The sequence below is a fragment of the Bifidobacterium scaligerum genome, assembly GCF_002802865.1.
Lineage (GTDB): Bacteria > Actinomycetota > Actinomycetes > Actinomycetales > Bifidobacteriaceae > Bifidobacterium > Bifidobacterium scaligerum.
In genome coordinates this window covers 1-20,257 of record NZ_PGLQ01000011.1, presented here as the reverse complement: position 1 = coordinate 20,257, position 20,257 = coordinate 1, and the positions used below count along the sequence as shown (strand labels likewise).

At 58.7% G+C, this 20,257-nt stretch carries 17 protein-coding genes and 2 pseudogenes; 8 read left to right on the top strand and 11 right to left on the bottom strand.

Annotated features, from left to right (window positions below; all coding sequences use genetic code 11):
• Window positions 1-83: 83 nt before the first annotated feature.
• The 8 genes from CUU80_RS10060 to rpmH form a co-directional block, all read right to left on the bottom strand.
• Window positions 84-1,487 (bottom strand): ParB/RepB/Spo0J family partition protein, encoded by a 1,404-nt coding sequence (locus CUU80_RS10060; RefSeq protein WP_100497203.1) that lies wholly within the window; start codon window positions 1,485-1,487, stop codon window positions 84-86.
• Entirely contained in the window at window positions 1,487-2,458 is a 972-nt protein-coding gene (locus CUU80_RS10055) for a ParA family protein (protein ID WP_165775929.1), read from the bottom strand. The genes CUU80_RS10060 and CUU80_RS10055 overlap by 1 nt, the downstream gene beginning before the upstream one ends.
• A gap of 290 nt (window positions 2,459-2,748) precedes the next feature.
• Complete coding sequence (gene rsmG / locus CUU80_RS10050) at window positions 2,749-3,414, bottom strand: 16S rRNA (guanine(527)-N(7))-methyltransferase RsmG (RefSeq protein ID WP_100497201.1); 666 nt, start codon at window positions 3,412-3,414, stop codon at window positions 2,749-2,751.
• 207 nt (window positions 3,415-3,621) lie between these two features.
• Complete coding sequence (locus tag CUU80_RS10045) at window positions 3,622-4,155, bottom strand: Jag family protein (RefSeq protein ID WP_100497200.1); 534 nt, start codon at window positions 4,153-4,155, stop codon at window positions 3,622-3,624.
• A gap of 143 nt (window positions 4,156-4,298) precedes the next feature.
• Window positions 4,299-5,309 carry a membrane protein insertase YidC gene (yidC, locus tag CUU80_RS10040; RefSeq protein ID WP_100497199.1) on the bottom strand — a complete coding sequence of 337 codons (1,011 nt, stop codon included), beginning with the start codon at window positions 5,307-5,309 and terminating at the stop codon, window positions 4,299-4,301.
• On the bottom strand, window positions 5,306-5,623 hold the full coding sequence (gene yidD, locus CUU80_RS10035) for a membrane protein insertion efficiency factor YidD (RefSeq protein WP_100497198.1): 318 nt from the start codon (window positions 5,621-5,623) through the stop codon (window positions 5,306-5,308). The genes yidC and yidD overlap by 4 nt, the downstream gene beginning before the upstream one ends.
• A gap of 1 nt (window position 5,624) precedes the next feature.
• Window positions 5,625-5,972, bottom strand: a complete 348-nt coding sequence (gene rnpA, locus CUU80_RS10030; protein ID WP_100497197.1) for a ribonuclease P protein component — start codon at window positions 5,970-5,972, stop codon at window positions 5,625-5,627.
• A gap of 34 nt (window positions 5,973-6,006) precedes the next feature.
• Window positions 6,007-6,141 carry a 50S ribosomal protein L34 gene (gene rpmH, locus CUU80_RS10025; RefSeq protein WP_007054596.1) on the bottom strand — a complete coding sequence of 45 codons (135 nt, stop codon included), beginning with the start codon at window positions 6,139-6,141 and terminating at the stop codon, window positions 6,007-6,009.
• A 315-nt stretch (window positions 6,142-6,456) separates the two neighbouring features.
• Between rpmH and dnaA the strand changes: the two genes are divergently transcribed.
• From dnaA to CUU80_RS09985, 7 genes and pseudogenes are all read left to right on the top strand, one after another.
• A complete protein-coding gene (dnaA, locus tag CUU80_RS10020) occupies window positions 6,457-7,992 on the top strand; it encodes a chromosomal replication initiator protein DnaA (RefSeq protein WP_100497196.1) in 1,536 nt (511 codons plus the stop codon).
• An 854-nt stretch (window positions 7,993-8,846) separates the two neighbouring features.
• Window positions 8,847-9,971: a DNA polymerase III subunit beta gene (dnaN, locus tag CUU80_RS10010; protein WP_100497195.1), complete on the top strand. Its 1,125-nt coding sequence runs from the start codon at window positions 8,847-8,849 to the stop codon at window positions 9,969-9,971.
• 58 nt (window positions 9,972-10,029) lie between these two features.
• Window positions 10,030-11,217: pseudogene (gene recF, locus CUU80_RS10005) on the top strand (DNA replication/repair protein RecF); the annotation flags it as partial.
• 233 nt (window positions 11,218-11,450) lie between these two features.
• Complete coding sequence (locus CUU80_RS10000; protein WP_100497193.1) at window positions 11,451-11,921, top strand: DciA family protein; 471 nt, start codon at window positions 11,451-11,453, stop codon at window positions 11,919-11,921.
• A gap of 339 nt (window positions 11,922-12,260) precedes the next feature.
• Window positions 12,261-14,351, top strand: a complete 2,091-nt coding sequence (gyrB, locus tag CUU80_RS09995) for a DNA topoisomerase (ATP-hydrolyzing) subunit B (RefSeq protein ID WP_100497192.1) — start codon at window positions 12,261-12,263, stop codon at window positions 14,349-14,351.
• Window positions 14,352-14,369: 18 nt separating this feature from the next.
• Entirely contained in the window at window positions 14,370-17,111 is a 2,742-nt protein-coding gene (gene gyrA / locus CUU80_RS09990) for a DNA gyrase subunit A (protein ID WP_243388727.1), read from the top strand.
• A 146-nt stretch (window positions 17,112-17,257) separates the two neighbouring features.
• Window positions 17,258-17,830: a DUF3566 domain-containing protein gene (locus CUU80_RS09985; protein WP_100497191.1), complete on the top strand. Its 573-nt coding sequence runs from the start codon at window positions 17,258-17,260 to the stop codon at window positions 17,828-17,830.
• A 220-nt stretch (window positions 17,831-18,050) separates the two neighbouring features.
• Here the strand turns inward: CUU80_RS09985 and CUU80_RS09980 are convergent, their stop codons facing one another.
• The 3 genes from CUU80_RS09980 to CUU80_RS09970 all read right to left on the bottom strand — a co-directional run bounded on the left by CUU80_RS09980 (window position 18,051) and on the right by CUU80_RS09970 (window position 19,960).
• Complete coding sequence (locus CUU80_RS09980; RefSeq protein ID WP_100497190.1) at window positions 18,051-19,121, bottom strand: LacI family DNA-binding transcriptional regulator; 1,071 nt, start codon at window positions 19,119-19,121, stop codon at window positions 18,051-18,053.
• A 93-nt stretch (window positions 19,122-19,214) separates the two neighbouring features.
• Window positions 19,215-19,658: a hypothetical protein gene (locus CUU80_RS09975; protein ID WP_100497189.1), complete on the bottom strand. Its 444-nt coding sequence runs from the start codon at window positions 19,656-19,658 to the stop codon at window positions 19,215-19,217.
• A gap of 5 nt (window positions 19,659-19,663) precedes the next feature.
• The gene (locus tag CUU80_RS09970) at window positions 19,664-19,960 is read right to left on the bottom strand and encodes an alpha-L-arabinofuranosidase family protein (protein ID WP_100497188.1); all 297 of its coding nucleotides are present in this window, start codon (window positions 19,958-19,960) and stop codon (window positions 19,664-19,666) included.
• Between the two features lie 173 nt (window positions 19,961-20,133).
• Here CUU80_RS09970 and CUU80_RS09965 point away from each other — a divergent pair.
• A pseudogene (locus CUU80_RS09965) lies at window positions 20,134-20,257 on the top strand (carbohydrate ABC transporter permease); the annotation flags it as partial.

Genomic DNA, 20,257 nt, shown 5'->3' with positions numbered 1-20,257 from the left:
CGCCATTCCTCGCCCCTTGAGGCAAAAAATCGGATTGATTGCGGCACAGCAAAGCCCCACCACAATCAATCCGAAATTCGATATCACACCCAGTGACTATCCTTACCAGCCTCGTCGTTCTGCGAGGGAACCAGCAGCTGCAGAATACGATCCATATCTTCCGGAGAGGAGAATACGATTTCGATGCGACCGTGCTTCTTGGTGCCCTTGATAGACACCTTCGTATCGAAATGATTCTCCAGGCTCTGCTGAATAGCCGAACCCACCCACGGATTGGTCTTCGATGTCTTCGGCTTCTTGGGCTGCTCTCCCGAGGCGATTTTCATCGAAACAATTTCCTCGGTGCTACGCACCGACAGGCCCTCCGCAATAATGCGAGAGGCGAGTTTGTCCATCTCCTCTGGATCGCTCAGGCCGAGCAGCGCACGCGCATGTCCGGATGACAGTACGCCAGCGGCCACCTTCTTCTGCACCGCCGCCGGAAGGTTGAGCAATCGCAGCGTGTTGGCAATCTGCGGGCGCGATTTGGACACCGACTTGGACAGCTGAGCCTGAGTCAGGCCGAATTCCTCGATCATCTGCTGGTATGCCGCGGCTTCTTCGAGAGGATTCAACGCTACGCGATGCAGGTTCTCCAGCAACGCATCGCGAAGCATGTCGTCGTCAGCCGTGGTCTTGACGATAGCTGGGATGGTTTCCAGTCCAGCCAGCTGCGACGCACGCCAACGACGTTCGCCCATAATCAGCTCATACGGGCTGTCCATACGCCCGGCGAACGGATTGGCGCTGGATTCCTCGGTCTCCCCCGACTTCTTCGCTGCAGCAATCTGATCCGCAGGACGGCGACGCACTACAATCGGCTGCAGTACACCCACTTCCTTGATGGAAGCGGACAGTTCGTTCAGCTCGTCTTCATCGAAGATCGTACGCGGCTGATGGGCATTCGGGCCAATCTCCGCGAGCTTAAGCTCGGCAAGATATCCGCCTTCCACCGGCTTCAGTTCCGGCTGCGCATCCTTATCCTTGTCCTTATCGTTCTTGGCCTTAGTGCCCTTATCCTTCGTCTCGACAGTTTTGGAAGCCGCCTCCGAGGCAACGTTCGGTGTTTCACGTGAAACATTGGAACGATCACGCTGAGGCGAAACCGCTTCCTTATTGGTCTTCGGGGAGACGGCATCCGCCAAAATAGCAGATGACGGCGAAGTTGAAGCGGGCTGAGTGGAGGAGGAAGTAACGTCACCACCGAAGAACAGATCGCTGGGGTGAGCGATGGAACCGACGCTCGGCATCGCGGCTCGTTTTGCCGCGGACTTCTTATCGGACTTATCGGCAGTTTTCGGCGCCGACTTCACAGGCGCAGAAGCCGCAGGCTCGGTCTTCTCGGCATCAGGTAACAGCTCAAGCTGTGAGGATTTGACGCTCTCCTCCCCTGGAAGTGTGGGGAACAATGCGCCAAGGCCTTTGCCAAGTCGTGATTTCGATGCCATTACTTGTTCCTCCTCGCCTCAATAGCGTCGAGTACCTGTTGCGAACGTTTTGCGATTTCCAATGCGGCCTCACCATAGGAGATGGCTCCAATGCCACGCGGATCATAGGCGATAACCGACTGGGAGAAGCTCGGCGCCTCGGAGATCTTCACCGAACGTGGGATGGTTGTATCCAGCACAATGCTGGGATAATGTCCCTTCACTTCATTGTAGACTTCACGACTCAGCAGCGTACGGCGGTCAAACATCGTCACCAGCATGGTGGAGACCAGCAGCACCGGGTTGAAATGCTCCTGCACCAAGCCGATGGTGTTGATGAGCTGGCCCAAACCTTCCAGCGCATAATATTCGGCCTGAATCGGAATCAACATTTCCGTCACGGCGCACATAGCGTTGATCACCAGTAGACCCAAGCTCGGCGGGCAGTCGATGAACACGTAATCATAGTGCTTGTCCGATTGACGCAAGTACAGGTCAAGCGCATCTTTCAGCAGGGTGTTACGGTTCGGCAGATCTGCCACTTCCAGTTCGGCACCGCTCAAATCGATAGAAGCCGGCACCACATCCAGCGTCGGGAAATCCGGGCAGACCGACAGCACATCCCCCAGTCCGGCACGGCCTTCAATGACGTCATAAACGGACGGATCACCTGAGGCGTGCGGCACTCCTAGTGCGGTGGATGCATTGCCCTGCGGATCCATATCGATGACCAGTACCTGTGAACCCTTGTTCGCCATAGCGGCGGCCATATTCACAGTGGACGTGGTCTTGCCCACACCACCCTTCTGGTTGGCCACGGCAATACGACGAGTCCGCTGCGGCTTGGGGAAAACAGCCTCCTGCAACGCGCTATACCGCGAGCTCTCATCGGCCATTTGATTGCCCAGTCCTGAACCATGACCATCAAATATGCGATGCAATGTTTCGGAAGCCGATTCTATTGGCTCCGACTGATGATCCATGGTGGCCATCGTTCCTCCTTGCACAGACGTATGTTCCAGTGTTCTCATTCGTGTGGACATGATCTCACACACATTCCAAAGTTATCCACATTTTCATCATATGTTGTGGATAACCGTGGATAAGTGCCCCCGATCATGTCTGATTATCGCGTTTTCTATCGACGATAATCGTTGAAATATCAATCTTTTGCTCTGTTGTGCACATCTTTCGGAAAAATTGTGGATAACTTTTCTGTGCACTCGGAAATGTGGATAACTAGTGCTTCGAGACCACTATTAACCCCACATATAGTGTCTGTTTAACGCTTGTCGATCAACACTACATGCGTGGGCTCCAGATCGGGTCCTACTGCCGCCTCCACGACCCGCGGACGTCGACCGCCGAAGCGCGTGATCTCCTTTTCGGCCTTCACCAGCTCAGCCTGAGCCGACCGACCCTTCAGCGCGACAAGCCGTCCAGCTGGCTTGAGCAACGGCAAGGTCCAGCCAGCCAACTTGGTCATTGGTGCAACAGCACGACAGGTCACCACCGCAAAGGGATGAACGGCGAGCTTGCGAACTTGAGCAATCACCGCATCAGAACGATTACGTTCGATAGTGACATTGTCCAGTTCCATCAGATCGGCGCATTCCTGCAGCCATTCCACACGACGTTCCATCGGTTCAATCAGCGTGAACTGATGATCCGGCAGACAGGCCGCAGCCACCAAACCCGGAAAACCGCCACCGCTACCAACGTCGGCTACGGTTTTGAATTTGGCATCACGCGTCGCGGACTGAATGAAAGGCACCACAGCGGCTGAATTCAGAATATGACGCTCCCAGATGATATCGACATCACGAGGACCGATCAAACCGCGAGGCTCCCCCTCTTCCGCAAGCTTGGCATGGAAACGTTCCAGCACCGGCAACGCGTCGCCCAGCACTTCCGCCAAAACCGGCGAATGATCCAGCACGTCTGTCATGACTTGTTTCCTTCCTTCACAGTTCAGTGCCCTGTGATCGTACCTGCATCAGACTCATCAGGTTCGTTGTACTCAGAATCACCGTCACAATCGTGATGTTTCACGTGAAACTCAGCAATGTCCAACCAATGTCCCGACACAGAAATGGCGTCGCTTATCACGACGCCATGCGTTGTTTCACTGTCACGGACTACCGACTACAGCGAATCACTCCTGATCAAGGTCATCGTCGTCAACAAGATCCTCGGACTTGTTCTTCAGATATACCGTCACATAGCGATGCGGTTCCTCACCATGGGAGCGAGACTTCAGTCCCTCCTCGCGGACCACATCATGCACTACCTTGCGCTCGAAGGAGTTCATCGGCTTGAGATCCACCGGTTCTCCGGTATCCTTCACTGCATCGATGGCGTCAAGAGCCAAGTCGCGCAGGTACTGACGCTTGCGTTTCAGGAAGCCATCCACATCGACGATCAGATGCGAACGCTCGCCGGTTTTCTGCTGCACGGCGAGACGGGTCAACTGCTGCAATGCATCAACCACTTCGCCGTTGCGTCCAATCAGATGTTTGATATCGGTGTCGTCGTCGGCCACAATCTGCACCGTCGGTCGATCGTTACGCACACCCATTTCGATATCACCTTCATAATCGGCGATATCCAACAAGCCCTCAAGGTAGTCAGCCGCGATGTCAGCCTCTTCGTTGAGCTGATCGATCGTCTTGACGTCGTCCTGTGCCATGCGTTACTCCTTCATGTCGGCGTTGATTCCAAGTCTAAATCCCTACGCCCCCAACATAGGGAAGAACACGAAAAAACACATCGGCACGTGTGCGGTGTTTCACGTGAAACATCATCACACACGTGCCGAGATGCAATCATGCACTATTTCTTCTTCCGCTTACGCTGCGGTTGCTGCCTTTGGAAACCTTGCGTAGCCTTGCGCTCAGCCTCCTCCTTGGCCTTCACCAGAGCCTCCTCTTCCAGAGAAGGAAGACCGGCCTTCTCGCGACGGGCATTTTCAATACGATGGTCGCGCTTTTCCTTATCGGCAGCTGCCGGCGAACCCGGGGTCGGGAAGTTCGTAACCTGCCAGATCGTACGCAGCAAGTTGCACACGTTGTTGGTCAGCCAGTACACCAGCACAGCGAACGGCATGGTGACACCCGAGAAAATGTACATCACCGGGAACAGCCACAGCATCATCTTCTGCATGCTTTCCTGCTGCTTGTTCATCGAAGCGGCAGGCGTGTTGCGCTTCATGCTGAAGTAAGTGGTGAACCACAGGCAGAAGCACATGAGGAACACGAAGGTGCCGATCACGATCTTGCCGCCCATGCTGGCAGAAGTGAGATTGTCGGTCACGGACACGATGCCGAACACGTCGGTTTCGGTGAACTGCTGTGCGGTGGCCTTATCGAACGCACCGAGCGGTCCACGTACGCCGTTGGCAATGTATGGAATGGCCGACAGCGTGTAGAACATGGACATGAACACCGGGCTCTGAATCAGCAACGGCAAGCAGGAACCGGCCGGATTGGCGTCATTGTCCTGATAGAGCTTCATCATTTCACGGCTCAGCGCTTCCTTCGAAGCCTGATCCGTCTTGCCCTTGTACTTGTTCTGGATGCGCTGCATCTTCGGCGCCAAAGCCTGCATCTTACGCATCGACTTCATCTGCTTATAGAACAGCGGGAAGATGCAGATCTGCACCACCAGCACCAGGCAGATAATGGCGATAACCCAAGAGACGCCGATATCATTCATGCCGAGCATGACCATGAAGTCATGCACCAGCTTCAGAATCCAGGTCTGGAGCCACTCGACAGGGGTCAGGAGCTTATAGAAGAATCCCCAGAACCCGCTATCGAGAAAGAATTGGTTGGGATTAGTCATCGATGGGCCTCTCCTTGGATATTGGCCAATGGTGTCAGTCGAGGCTCCTCATGAGCCTTCGACCAGGAAAATCTGTAAAAAACTGAATATCGCTGCGGCACGTCGTCTATTCCCCCGCGACTCCACGGCCGGCAGCGAAGCAATCGTAATACGGCGAGCACTCCCCCTTTGAAGGCACCGTACCGTTCGAACGCTTCAATGGCGTAATTTGAGCATGACGGATAATACTTGCAACAAGGCGGTGTATTCGCGGAAATGTGACGCTGGTACCAGCGCACACCGCGAATCATCACCGCCTTGATGGAAGTAGACATGTCACTTCGCCTTATGCGACACCGCGGCAAAGCACTTTGCAATCTGCTGATCCAAAGAATCGAACGAGGCTGAAGCCGCACTTGGCTTGGCGCGCAACACAATATCGCAATGCTCCGGGAGTTGGTGCTCATGCATCCTGGCCAGGATTCGGAACCTGCGCTTTACCGTATTACGGGTAACCGCCTTGCCTACGGATTTGGATACGGCCAAACCCAGGCGACGATGATTCGCCTGGTCGTCATGCTGGTCGTCGAGCACCAGATAATGCACGACGATGTCCTTGCCACCGATTTTGCGACGACATTTGAGTACGCCGACAAAATCACGATGGCTTTTCAGCCGTTCCACCTCGACTATGCCGCTGTGGTAATGATCGCTGGGATCAGGCGGACAGGCTCTTGCGGCCCTTGGCACGACGACGGTTGATCACCGCGCGGCCGGAACGGGTGCGCATGCGCAGACGGAAGCCGTGCTTCATGTGACGACGACGGTTGTTCGGCTGGAACGTCCTCTTCATATCAATTGCTCCTAGGTCTATTTGGCAACGCTGACGCTGCCCTCACGTGAGTCAAGCTATACCAAAGTACTCTCACCCATGCCCTCAAGTCAAAACAGGGCAGGAGTTTTCACATTTCGGACTTTCGGCGCGTCGCGCCCGATTCCCCGGTAAACGGCGGAATATCAACCATTTGGCGGTAAAAGTTATCCACAAACTACACGTATGTTATTCACATTCCAGCAATTCCAACACGCGACACGGTGGATAACTTCCATAATTCGGAGTAAACATTACCTATTGCATCTATACGCGCGAACGAGACAAGGGGCCGACATGGTTAATGTTTCCGGCGACCCCGCAATCGAGGCCGCCCACATCTGGGCGGATACGCTGACCATGCTTAAGCATAGCGCCTCGCTGACCCCCCGTGAAAAAGGTTGGCTTGAAGGCGTGGTCCCGGAAGGGGCTTTCGGCTCGACCATCGTATTGTGCGTGGATAACAATGACACGCTGCAGGCCATTCAGGGCGATCTCAACGAACCGTTGCTGCACGCGTTGCATACCGTAACCGGCACTTCGATGTTCCCCGCGTTCAAGGTCGTGCCCCGCACCGAGACGAAACCGCAGACTCAGCCGGAACCGAAACCGCGTCATGCCGCGAAATCGTATACTCCGGCTGCCTCCCCTACTGTTACCGAATTCGCGAAGGATTCCCGCGCCAACCGTCATGCTCAGGCACCGAAGCCCGAGCCACGACCGGCCGCGCCGGCACCGCCCAAGGAACCACAGTTCCCGGTCGGTGGGCAGAAGATGAATCGCGATCCGGAGACTCATCTCAATAAGAACTTCACTTTTGATTCCTTTGTGCCGGGCGATTCCAACCGTTTCGCCCGAACCGTGGCTTTGGCCGTGGCCGAAGGATCGGGTCAGGATTTCAACCCGTTGTGTATTTACGGCGGATCGGGTTTGGGTAAAACCCATCTGCTCAATGCCATCGGCAACTATGCGTTGGTCAAGGACCCCAGTCTGAAGGTGCGTTACGTCACCAGCGAGGAATTCACGAACGAATTCATCGACGCGCTGCAGAATCCGAACCAGAGTCAGGGCCAAATCGCCGAGTTCAACCGACGCTACCGTCAGGTGGATGTGCTGTTGATCGACGATATTCAGTTCCTTGGCGGCAAGGAAGCAACGCTGGATCAGTTCTTCCATACGTTCAATTCGTTGCACCAGGCGAATAAGCGTATCGTCATCGCCTCCGATGTGGCACCGAAGAATCTCAAGGGCTTTGAAGCTCGACTGATTTCGCGCTTTGAATCGGGCCTTACCGTAGACGTCAAGCCGCCGGATCTGGAGACTCGTATCGCCATTCTGCGCATGATCGCGTCGATGAACGGCTCCAAGATTCCCAATGACGTGCTCGATCTGATCGCCGAACGCTTCACCGAGAACATTCGTGAGCTGGAAGGCGCGTTGACCCGCGTGACGGCGGTCGCCTCGCTGAGCAATCAGCCGGTGACTCGCGCGTTGGCCGAGCAGACGCTACAGGATTTCTTCACCACAGATGTGGAAATCAAGCCCACGGACATCATCGGACAGGTGGCGAAGTACTTCCATCTGACTTTTGACGACTTGGTTGGCCGTTCGCGCACGAAAAATGTGGCATTGGCCCGGCAGATCGCCATGTATCTGGCCCGCGAAATGACCAGTATGAGCCTGTTGGACATCGGTGAGGTGTTCGGAGGCCGCGATCACACCACGGTGATGCATGCGTATACCCGCGTCAGCGACGAAATGCAGCAAAAACAGGAGATCTACAACTACGTGATGGAATTGACCGTCCGTTTGAAGCAGAATTCCAACGACTGACCCGTCTCGCTCAATCGATCTGACAGACCGTTTTCGGCACTTTTCCGCACTGCTCACGGAAAAGTGCCGTTTTTGTTTGCTCAGATCGATTCTGCTGGATACGCCCGAAACCTACCGCCGGGAACGCCTACCGCAGAAACGCTGTTGTCTTTCCTTTCCTCCCGCCAACATCCCGTCGCCTCTCGCCCGATGTTCGCTCGGCACCCGCCCTGACACTCACTTGCCTGCCGTCCACCCGACTGGTGCTCGGCACTCGCCTGACGCTCACCCGGCAAACGCCGAACAGCCCGCCGAACAGCCCGCCGAACAGCCCTCCCGGCACCCCAATCCAACAGAATCGATTTGACAGAACGTTTTTCGATGTTTTGCCCGCCGCCCGAAGAAAAGTGCCGAAAACGGTCTGTGAAACCGATTTTCCCAGCCGGAAACCGTCCGCAACACGCCGGCCAGCGCATAAGAAAGGGGAAAAGTTATCCACATGGTTATTCACAAATGTGGGTAAACCCTGCGGATAAGTCGTGGATGACCCACTGTTTTTCTGTGGATAACTCGTGCATAAATGCACATTCGACGTGGAAAACTCAAAACCGGCTTCGAGGCGGTGGATAACTCGGCGACTTGTCCACCGAATATTCAGAAGTTATCCACAACAGCTCACTACGTCTCTCGCATTGTCGCAGTAGGGCTTTCCCCACTTATCCACACTATCCACCGCGCTTATTATGACGATTACTTACGAACTTACGTAAAGGTCATCATCGCCACAGTAACGTCGCGAAGCCGGACGGCACCGAACCCACCGGCCAACAGCTAGAATGTTGCTCAGCCAATCTGATGAAGGGAACGAATACCACATGAAAGTCGAAATCGATACCGCAGCCCTGGCCGATGCCGTAGCCTGGACCTCCCGAGTCATCGACTCACGTCCCTCCAACCCGATCCTTGCCGGCATCAAGCTTGAAGCCATTGACGGAACTCTGCAGTTCTCCGCCTTCAATTACGAAATTTCCGCTCGCCACCACATCGAGGCCGGCGTGGACGAAGCCGGCAGCGTTCTGGTTCTGGGCAAACTGCTCGCCGACATCACCAAGTCGCTGCGTTCGGAGAAAACGATGCTGGCCACCGACGGTTCCACGCTGACCATCACTTCCGGCAAGTCGAAGTTCACGCTGCAGCTCATGCCGGACACCGAATACCCGGATCTGCCGGTGGTCCCGGCCATGCTCGGCCAAGTTGACGCCCAAACGTTCGTGCAGGCCGTCAGCCAGGCAACCGTCGCCGTCTCCCGCGAAGAAAATCGCCCGGTGTTGACCGGCGTGCGTATGCAGTTCCGCGGCGACAAGGTCATCATGACCTCCACCGATCGCTTCCGTCTGGCCCGTGCCACCTACACGTGGACCCCGGCTGATAGCAATGTTGATACCACTACGTTGGTGCGCGGCACCCTGCTCAAGGATGTGGCCCGCTCGCTGGACGAGCATCAGAACATCCAGCTTGATTTCGATGCCGACAGCCCGACGCTGCTGGGCTTCGAAAACGCCGGCCGCGTCTCCACCTCTCAGCTCATCGACGGCGAATTCCCGGCGGTGGACCGCCTGTTCGCCGACGACTACCCGATTCAGGCCGTGGTCAACAAGCAGGATCTGCTCGATGCCATCAGCCGCGTGGCATTGGTGGCCGAACGCAACGCTCCAATTCGCATGACCTTCTCCGGTCAGGAACTCGCGCTGTCCGCAGGTTCCGTGGATGAGGCCCAGGCCAACGAAACGCTGGATATCGACATGGATGGCGACGACATCACCGTCGCCTTCAACCCCTCCTACCTCAAGGAAGGTCTGTCCGCCGTGACCGAGCCGTACATTCGCATCAAGATGACGACCCCGGTCAAGCCGGTCGAGTTCAACGGTCAGCAGGAGTCCGATTCCGACGAATCCATGGATTACCGCTACCTGCTGGTGCCGATGCGCTTCAACAACTGACCCCTCCCCACTACTCCCCACAATCCGAAAACCCCCGGTTTTCCGCGAAAAAGCTACGATGTATATCTCTCGATTAGCGCTCGACCACTACCGCTCCTGGAGTCAGGTAGTGGTCGATTTCGTACCAGGCGTCAACATTCTGGTCGGCCGCAACGGTCTGGGCAAAACGAATCTGGTGGAAGCCGTCGAAGTACTCTCCACCGGCACCAGCCACCGGGTTTCCAGCACGCTGCCGCTGATCGAGCGCGGAGAGTCGACCGCCACGATTCGCGCGAATGTGATGGATGGCCGTGCGGACGGCTTCGCAGATGGCCGCGTGGATGGTCACACGGACAGCGACACCGGCGATCGCACAAGAGAACAGGCCACCACCTATGAGGCCTCGATCCACGCGCGTGGCGCCAATCGCGCCCGCGTCAATTCCGGCGCTTCGGTGTATCTGCGCGACATCGTCGGAAGAATTCCCAGCGTGGCCTTCACCCCCGAAGATCAGCGTCTGGTATCGGGCGACCCGGCTTCCCGCCGCGGGTTCCTCAACCAAGCCGCCGCCCTGCTGGAACCGGACTATATGGCCACGCTGCAGCAGCTCACCCGCATCGGCCGGCAGCGGGCCGCCCTGCTCAAGCAGCTGGGGGCCGCCGCGAACACTGGGCAGCCGATGGATGCAACGCTCAGCGGTTTGGAGATCTGGACCGGTCAGTTCATCGAAACCGGCGTGGCCCTGACCCGTATGCGCAACCGGGTGGTCAACCGCCTTGCCGGGCCGTTCAGCGCGATATACGCCGATCTGGCTGGCGGCGGCGAGCCGGTCCGCCTCAACTATGCCCCCTCGTTCGATGAGGTGCTGCTGTACGGCGACAATCCGCACCCGCATATCAGTGAGCATTTCCAGCGCATCTACCCCGGCGAGGTGGCCCGCGGCGTGAACCTGATCGGTCCGCAGCGCGACGATCTCGAACTGACCCTGTCCGGCTGTCCCGCCCGCGAATTCGCGTCGAACGGCGAGATGTGGACCATGGCGTTGGCCTTGAAAATGGCGCTGTTCCGTGTGGTGCGCGAAACGTTGGCCATCAATCCGATCGTGATTCTCGACGATGTGTTCGCCCAGCTTGACGACCACCGCCGCACGCAGATTCTTGAGTTCGCCGGACGTCAGGATCAGGTATTGATTACGGTGGCTTCCCTCGGCGATGTGCCGGCACTGCCGAGCCGCGAGAAGGCTTATGTGATTGACGTCAGTACGTTGGCCGGTGTTCGTGACGGGAACGTTGCTGGTGCGTCCGGTGACGGTACGTCGGGCATCGGTACTGCCTCATCTTCGACTGATGCCGGCGCGGATGCTGCGTTTGCCGAGGCGATGGCCGCGGTGGTTCGCGCTCGGCAACGTCGGTCCGGGGAGTCCGGGACCGATGATGTGCCGGCAGAGACGTCCGCGTCTATCTCGACGTCAATCGCCGCCGAGTCGACTGAGGAGCGCTCGTGAAACCGCCGATCGCCCGTCAGCTGCATCTGGACGAGACCAAGCTGCCGGCTGAAGTATTCGAGCGTATCTCCCACCGCGGGGCGATACTGAAGGACCGTCGGCGTCGACGTGAGGAAGCCATCGAGAATTTCGGCAAGGCCGGACGCGACCCAGCCGAACTGGGCAGCGTGATGACCACCATCGCCGGCAACGGCGTGTGGTCCACGAATCTGAAGCTGGCGCAACTGCGCAATCATTGGGATCAGGTGGTCGGCCCGGGTGTGGCCGCACATTCAGCGGTGGCCGATTTCAGCGGCGGCGTACTGGTGATTCGCGCCGAATCGGCGGTATGGGCCACGCAACTGACCTATCTGATACCTCAGTTGACCGATACCATACGCAAGAATCTCAAAGGGCTGACCATCGACGAGATTCGCGTCACCGGGCCGGCCGTAGGCTATAGCCGTAAATGGGCCAGACGGAAATGAATCCATATGAATCCATATGAATCCAAAATAAGTCCTCTGGAGTCCGGCCTTCCGGAGTTCATCATGCTCAGCTCAGGACTCGGTGATTTCAGCAAGGCGGCTGCTGCAAAGCGACTTCAGTAATACGCGCAGATGAACATACCAACAACGAAAACTGCGAAAAACCTGAAGAAACCGCGTAGAAGCCTCGCTATGGCGCTCGTCGTGTTAGACGAGTAAAATCACATGCAGTATGGTCAAACGGCTGGAAGAGCCCTTTACGGGCTTCATAAGCCATAATACCCTTGCGAATGACCTTCATTGGCGAGGCTGACCCTGTAGTCATTGGGAGGAAGCCTGTTGGCAGACGAAACCAGCAAAGAGGAGCAGCTGAAGGCGGCTGCAGAGCACATCAACAGTGCGGAGCTCACCGAGGGCGAGCTCGACGAGTCGATGGCACCTGAGCATTACGAGGCGTCCGACCTCAAGGTTCTGGAAGGACTTGAGGCAGTACGTATTCGCCCGGGCATGTACATCGGTTCCACCGGTCCGCGCGGTCTGCACCACCTGGTCTACGAGATCGTCGACAACTCGGTGGATGAGGCGCTGGCCGGATACGCCAGCCATATCGAGGTCACCATCTTGCCGGACAACGGTATTCGCGTGGTGGACGACGGCCGTGGCATTCCGGTTGACGAGGTGCCCGGCGAAGGCGTCTCCGGCGTCGAGACCGTGATGACCAAGCTGCACGCCGGCGGCAAGTTCGGCGGTGGTGGCTATGCGGTCTCCGGCGGTCTGCACGGCGTGGGCATCTCCGTGGTGAACGCGCTTTCCACCCGCGTGGATATCGAAGTGCGTCGCCAGGGCTTCCACTGGACCCAGACGTATATCGACCAGCACCCCACCGCTCGCCTGAAGCAGGGCGAGCCGATGGCGGAAGGCGAGTCCACCGGCACATCGGTGACTTTCTGGGCCGATCCGAAGATCTTTGAAACCACCGTCTACGATTTCGAGACGCTGCGTTCCCGCTTCCAGCAGATGGCCTTCCTGAACAAGGGCCTGAAGATCAGCCTGACGGACCTGCGCGAGAACGATCAGGCCGGCGACGAGGTCACCGGCGATGACGTGCCGGACGCCGGCGAGACCCACCAGACCGTCACTTACCAGTACGCCAACGGCATCAAGGATTACGTCGACTATCTGGTCAAGACCCGCAAGGCCACCCCGGTCGAGGATGAAGTCATCAGCTTCGAGGCCGAGGATCTGAAGCTCGGCATCTCCGCCGAACTGGCGATGCAGTGGACCACCGCCTATTCCGAGGCCGTGCACACCTTCGCCAACACGATCTCCACCACCGAAGGCGGCACCCATGAGGAAGGCTTCCGCGCGGCGCTGACCAGTCTGGTCAACCGGTACGCCCGCGAGAAGAGCATCCTGAAAGACAAGGACGAGAACCTCTCCGGCGACGACGTGCGTGAAGGCCTGACCGCCGTAATCTCCGTCAAGCTCACCAACCCGCAGTTCGAAGGCCAGACCAAGACCAAGCTCGGCAACTCCGAGGCCAAGACCTTCGTGCAGCGCGTGATGACCGACAAGCTCGGCGATTGGTTCGACGCACACCCGTCCGAGGCCAAGAACATCATCCAGAAGGCCATCGAAGCCTCCCGCGCGCGCCTGGCCGCCAAGAAGGCCCGCGAGAACACGCGCCGCAAGTCCATCTTCGAGTCCGCCGGCATGCCGGACAAGCTCAAGGACTGCCAGTCCTCGAATCCGGAAGAGTGCGAGCTGTTCATCGTGGAGGGTGATTCCGCAGGCGGCTCCGCCATTCAGGGCCGCAACCCGATCACCCAGGCCATCCTGCCGCTGCGAGGCAAGATTCTGAACACCGAGCGCGCCAGCCTGGACCGCATGATGAAGTCCGACACTATCGAATCGCTGATCACCGCGGTCGGCGGCGGCTATGGCGAGGACTTCGACATCTCCAAGGTGCGCTACCACAAGGTCATCATCATGGCCGATGCCGATGTGGACGGCGCCCACATCGCCACCCTGAACCTGACCCTGTTCTTCCGCTACATGCGTCCGATGATCACCGCCGGCTACGTGTACGTGGCCATGCCGCCGCTGTACCGCCTGAAGTGGACCAAGGGCCCGCACGACTTCGTCTATACCGATGCCGAACGCGACCGTGTGCTCGCCGAGGGCAAGGCCTCCGGCCGTCAGCTGCCCAAGGGCGAAGGCATCCAGCGTTACAAGGGTCTGGGCGAGATGAGCTATCAGGAGCTGTGGGAGACCACCATGGACCCCGAACACCGCATCTTGAAGCAGGTACATATCGAAGATGCCGCCGCGGCCGACGAGACCTTCTCGATGCTGATGGGCGACGAAGTGGAGCCCCGCCGACTCTTCATCCAACGTAACGCCAAGAACGTGCGCTGGATTGACGCCTGATAACTAAAGGAAAACGAAGTGGCAGACGAAACGAACAACAACGAGAACGATCAGAACGACGAGCAGTTCACGCCGGATGGCTCGATGGAGCCGTTGAGCCCGCAGGAGGCAGACACTACCGACTACGGTCTGATGGAAAGCGGCGAACGCATCCAGCGCAAGGACCTGCAGCAGGAGATGCGTGAATCCTATCTGGCATACGCGCTTTCCGTCATCGTCGAGCGCGCCCTGCCGGATGTGCGCGACGGTATGAAGCCGGTGCACCGCCGTGTGGTGTACGCGATGTACGACGGCGGCTACCGCCCGGATCGCGGCTATAACAAGTGCTCGCGCGTGGTCGGCGATGTGATGGGTAAGTACCACCCGCACGGCGACTCCGCCATCTACGACACCCTGGTGCGCATGGCCCAGTCCTGGTCGATGCGCTACCTGCTGGTGGACGGTCAGGGTAACTTCGGCTCTCCCGGCGACGACCCGGCAGCCGCCATGCGTTACACCGAATGCCGTATGGCGCCGCTCGCCATGGAAATGGTGCGCGACATCGACAAGGACACCGTCGATTTCGTGCCGAACTACGACGGCAAGACGCAGGAGCCGACCGTACTGCCGGCCCGCTTCCCGAACCTTCTGGTCAACGGCTCCGCCGGCATCGCCGTGGGTATGGCCACCAACATTCCGCCGCACAACATGCGCGAGGTGGCCGAAGGCGTGCATTGGGCGCTGGAGCATCCGGACGCCAGCCGTGAGGAGCTGCTGGAGAATCTGATCCGCATCATCAAGGGACCGGACTTCCCCACCGGAGCCACGATTCTGGGCCACAAGGGCATCGAACAGGCCTACCGTACCGGCCGAGGCCTGATCACCATGCGTGCCGTGGTCAACACCGAGGAAATCAACGGCCGCATGTGCCTGGTGGTCACCGAGCTGCCGTATCAGGTCAACCCGGACCGACTGGTCGTCTCCATCCGTGAGGCCGTGCGCGACGGCAAGATCCAAGGCATCGCCGATATGCGCGACGAAACCTCCGGCCGTACCGGCCAGCGCCTCGTGCTGGTGCTGAAGCGCGACGCCGTGCCGAAGGTGGTGCTGAACAACCTGTACAAGCACTCCCAGCTGCAGCAGACGTTCGGCGCGAACATGCTGGCGCTGGTCGATGGTGTGCCGCGCACGCTGTCGCTCGACGCGTTCATCCGCCACTGGGTGAGCCACCAGCTTGACGTGATCGCCCGTCGCACCGCGTACTTGAAGCGTGAGGCCGAAGAACGCGACCACATCCTGCAGGGTCTGCTCAAGGCGCTGGACGCCATCGAAGAGGTGATTCGCCTCATCCGCTCCAGCCAGGGCCGTGAGGACGCTCGCCCGAAGCTGATGGACTTCCTGGGCATCGATCAGGTGCAGGCGGACGCCATCCTGTCGATGCAGCTGGTGCGTCTGGCCAACATGGAGGCCCAGAAGATCATCGACGAGCACAACGAGCTGCAGCGTCGCATCGCCGACTACATCGACATCCTCGCCAAGCCGGAACGCCAGCGCAAGATCGTGGGCGATGAGCTCGACGAGATCGTCGCCAAGTACGGCGACGAACGCCGCACGCGCATCCTGCCCTTCAGCGGCGAAATGAACGTCGAGGACCTGATCGCCGAGGAGAACGTGGTGGTCACCGTCACGCACTCCGGCTTCATCAAGCGCACCAAGGCCGACGAATACCGCGCCCAGCACCGCGGCGGCAAGGGCATCAAGGGTGCCAAGCTGCGCGAGGATGACGTGGTGGACCACTTCTTCCTGACCTCCACGCACAACTGGCTGCTGTTCTTCACCAACAAGGGCCGCGTGTACCGCATCAAGGCCTACGAGCTGCCGGAGGGGTCTCGTGACTCCAAGGGCCAGCATGTGGCCAACCTGCTCCAGTTCGGGCCGGATGAGGCCATTCAGACTGTGCTGTCCATCCCGAACTACGAGGTGGCCAAGTATCTGGTGCTCGCCACACGTTCGGGCAAGGTCAAGAAGACGCCGCTGGCCGAATATGATTCGCCGCGTCAGGGTGGTCTGATCGCCGTGCGTCTGATGGCCGACGAGAATGGCGAGAACGCCGACGAACTGATCGGTGCCGCACTGTGCAACGCCGAGGACGACATCATTCTGGTCTCCAAGCTCGGCATGAGCCTGAAGTTCGAGGCCAACGACGAGCAGCTGCGCCCGATGGGTCGCCAGACCGCCGGCGTGCAGGGCATGAAGTTCCGCGACGGCGACGAGCTGCTGGCCATGGATGTGGTGCCCAACGATTCCGACAAGGATCTGTTCGTGGTGACCAACGAAGGCTTCGCCAAGCGTACGGCCATCTCCGAGTACCGTCTGCAGGGCCGTAACGGTCTGGGCATCAAGGCCGTGCAGCTGGTCGAGGGCCGCGGTGCGCTGGTCGGTGCGCTGGTGGTGTCCGAAGATGATCAGGTCATGGCGATTATGAAGTCCGGCAAGGTGATTCGCTCCAACGTGGACGAGGTCAAGCGCACCGGTCGCGCCACGCAGGGTGTCACCTTCGCCAAGCCGGACAAGGGCGATGAGATCCTGTCCATCGCGCGCAACGAGGAGAAGGACGAGGAAGACGCCGAGGTCGGTACTGAGGCTGTTGCGGCTGGTGCCGAGGGTGCCGAACAGTCGGCTGAGGTCCAGGCTCCCGACGCTTCCGCTGCCTCTGCGGGCACCGAGTCTGCGGACGATACCGCTGACGAATCTGTGGCTGATTCCCCAGCCGAGGACTGATTCGACCACCTCAATCCGGTGAGAATGTGAACAAGCCGGACGCCATACGATTGGCGTCCTGAAACACTGGTAGCCTCGCTAAGAAGTGGGGCTACCATAACCCTGTCAGTAGGCAGCCTCTGTAGGGAGTCCTGTAAGGAGAAACGATGAGCGAGAACCTCGAAAACGACGAGCCCGCAGTGATTCAGCCCCAGAACGAGTACGACGTGAACCAGTCGGCCGAACCGCTCAGCGGTTCCGCTCCGATCTCCGGTCGCGCTCCTCGCAAGGCACGTTCCGTGTCCAGCGATCCGGAGGAGTCCGCACTGCCGTCCGGTACCACGCCGGTGCGTCCGGCTCCGCGCCGCAGCGCCCCGCGCGCCCGTCGCATGAGCCTGTCCCTGACCCGCGTGGATGCCTGGTCCGTGGCCAAGGTGACGTTCATGCTTTCCATCGCCGGCGCGATTATTCAGGTGGTGGCCGCCGCTCTGGTGTGGCTGCTGCTCGATCTGGCCGGCGTTTTCGGACAGATTACGCAGATCGTTTCCTCCACCGGTCTTGACGCCGACGGCTTCGACCTGAAGAACGTGCTGTCCCTGACCACCGTGGTTTCCGGCGTGACCATCTTCTCAATCGTCGAAGTGGTGATCTTCACGCTGCTCGCCACCATCATCGCACTGATCTACAACGTGGTCAGCTCCTTGGTCGGCGGCGTACACCTGACTCTCGGCGACGACTGATCGAACGGTACTGCGAACACTGCTCATATGTGAAAGCGGCCTTGCGGGGCCGCTTTTGTGTTACCTGAGCGTCAGTCTGGCTGTTTGATTGGTCGCAGCGTACGTTCTTCCAGACTAAAAACGACTGCATCTGGAAAAACGTACGCTGAGCAGGAATACGGGGCAAGCAACCCGTTGGCGGTAGTCGTCGGGCTGTCGGCGGTTGATCAACCGCCGACTGTCACGCGGATTCGCGCTGGGCGATGTGGAAATCGGCCACGATGCGCTGACGTTCGCGATCCGATTCGTCATCGATGCGTTCGATCAGCAGGTCCACCGCCTTCTGGGCGACCATCGGGATATCGACCGCCACCGTGGTCAGAGAAGGCGTCATGATGGCCCCCATTTCAATGCCGTCGAAGCCCATCACCGCGATATCGTCCGGCACGCGTAATCCGATGTCCTTGAGCCCGCGAATCACGCCGAACGCGGTGGTATCGGTCATGCAGAACAGCGCGTCGCAGGAGCGCACCAGGTCGGCGTTGCCGGCGATGGCCTTACGGGCGTCCGTGTCAGTCCATGGCGTAGCGATGATCGGCACGTCCTTCCACTGCACGCCAAGCTTTTCAAAAGCGTTGTAGCAGCCCATCAGACGACGGTGACGGGTGTCGTTGATGTCGAATGTCGCACTGGTGTCGTTGTCTTCACCGGCTGCATTGACCAGGTTGTCGCCAAGTCCTCCAACAATGCCGATATGCCGTTTGCCGGTGCCCCAGAGATATTCGATGGCGGCCTGTGCGCCGGCTTCGCTCGGGGTCAGAATCGTATCGATATCCTGCTGGGGGCGGTCGTCGTCCAGCAGCACGGTCGGCCGATGATTGGACAGCTGCTCGATTTCCGCGGCGGACAGCCGGCTGGAACTGAAGATCAGACCGTCACAGAACTGGTTGGAGACCCGTTCGATGATGGAACGCTCGTTCTCCGCGTTGATGCGGGTCTCCTGCACCACGGTCTGGTATCCGCGCTTTTCCGCAGCTTGCGAAATCAAGGAGGCAAGCTGGGAGGGATACGGACGGTCAAGCTCGAAAATAGCCAAGCCGATGGTGCTGAAGTTGCGTCCGTGTCGGCTGGTGGAGACGCGCAGGCTTCGGGCGGACAGACTGGTGGTGTTGAGCCGGTAATGCAGCTTGTCGGCCGCCTCGCGCACACGTTTGGCCGTCTCCGGCGTGACGTTCGTATTGCCGCGCAACACGTTGGAAACGGTCATGGCGGAGACTCCGGCCTCGCGTCCGACATCTTTCATGGTGACCATAGAAACCCCTTTGCTGCCCACCAATATAGCGAACAGGGTGATTTATCGTTACATTAGGCTGTCGCGCGCCAATCGATCGTCCCTAATTGATCGTCACTGCGGCAGCTGGAAGACGGTGAACGAATAGGGCTCGACCTGCCACGAGGACAAGTCGGCCGCCGTCACGGTGACCGACCGCGGACGTACGGGAGCGGGCTCAAAGGGCGTGCCGGTATCCCAATCGGCGGCAAGTACGGTGGCCGTACCGTGCGTTGCGCTGGTCAGCGGCGGCTCGTCCCAATCCAACGTAATGCGTTGCGGCTGATCGGTGGCGTTCGCGACGCGAACGATGAGCTCGCCGTTCGTATTGCGTCCGGCGTGGGCCACGAAGCGAGTCTGTTCGCTGCTGTCCTGATAGTCATGAATCGGCCGGCCGTTGAGCATGACTCGTACTCGACCGCCCTGACCGGACACTTCGAACGTCACGTGGTAGTCGATATTCGATTCCACGCCGCCTTCGTACGCCGGTGCGGCCTCGTCCTGCGGCCCGTCGCCCACGCGCTTCAGAATGTAGTACTTATTGCCCCAGTCGCCGAATGCCCAACGGCTTCATAATTCTCGCCATTGGGAACCGGTCCGGCGGTACCGATGATGGCAATGTCCGGGTACGCGCGCTTGACCGCATCGTGAATCATCGTGAATCGTTCATGGAACGCCGCGTTGACCACATCCTCATTGCCAAGGCCCAGATATTCCAGTCCGAACGGCTCAGGATGGCCGGCTGCGGCACGTTTGGTGTCCCATGGTGAGGTGACGGGATCGTTGACGTATTCGATGAGATCCAGCGCGTTACGCCGCATGACGACTGGTACTGCCGGCCGCTGTAAGAATCGGTTGTTACTTTTTTGTCTGTTTTGTTATGAAAACAGTATGTGACCGGTTACAAAATGTGATAAACTGATTTTGTGACCGGTCACACGGCCTGTTTGATGTTCATTTGATGATTATTTCCTTCGAAGGAGAGGGGTTGGTAATGACCTCGGTTGATGTCAGCGCTGCCGTGCCTGCGCGTTCCGCTGTGGTGCGTGTGAATAAGCATAAGGCGGATTGGCGTGGTTGGAAGTTCATGTGGCCGTTCGCGGTGGTGTTCGTGTTCG

Bases quoted from the DNA above. Each gene is read 5' to 3' on its own strand.
- CUU80_RS09970 (WP_100497188.1), bottom strand. From the start codon at position 19,960: ATGCGGCGTAACGCGCTGGATCTCATCGAATACGTCAACGATCCCGTC.
- CUU80_RS10045 (WP_100497200.1), bottom strand. From the start codon at position 4,155: ATGGCACAGGACGACGTCAAGACGATCGATCAGCTCAACGAAGAGGCT.
- CUU80_RS10055 (WP_165775929.1), bottom strand. From the start codon at position 2,458: ATGGCCACCATGGATCATCAGTCGGAGCCAATAGAATCGGCTTCCGAA.
- yidD (WP_100497198.1), bottom strand. From the start codon at position 5,623: ATGTCTACTTCCATCAAGGCGGTGATGATTCGCGGTGTGCGCTGGTAC.
- rsmG (WP_100497201.1), bottom strand. From the start codon at position 3,414: ATGACAGACGTGCTGGATCATTCGCCGGTTTTGGCGGAAGTGCTGGGC.
- dnaN (WP_100497195.1), top strand. From the start codon at position 8,847: ATGAAAGTCGAAATCGATACCGCAGCCCTGGCCGATGCCGTAGCCTGG.
- CUU80_RS09985 (WP_100497191.1), top strand. From the start codon at position 17,258: ATGAGCGAGAACCTCGAAAACGACGAGCCCGCAGTGATTCAGCCCCAG.
- yidC (WP_100497199.1), bottom strand. From the start codon at position 5,309: ATGACTAATCCCAACCAATTCTTTCTCGATAGCGGGTTCTGGGGATTC.
- dnaA (WP_100497196.1), top strand. From the start codon at position 6,457: ATGGTTAATGTTTCCGGCGACCCCGCAATCGAGGCCGCCCACATCTGG.
- CUU80_RS10060 (WP_100497203.1), bottom strand. From the start codon at position 1,487: ATGGCATCGAAATCACGACTTGGCAAAGGCCTTGGCGCATTGTTCCCC.
- CUU80_RS09980 (WP_100497190.1), bottom strand. From the start codon at position 19,121: ATGGTCACCATGAAAGATGTCGGACGCGAGGCCGGAGTCTCCGCCATG.
- rpmH (WP_007054596.1), bottom strand. From the start codon at position 6,141: ATGAAGAGGACGTTCCAGCCGAACAACCGTCGTCGTCACATGAAGCAC.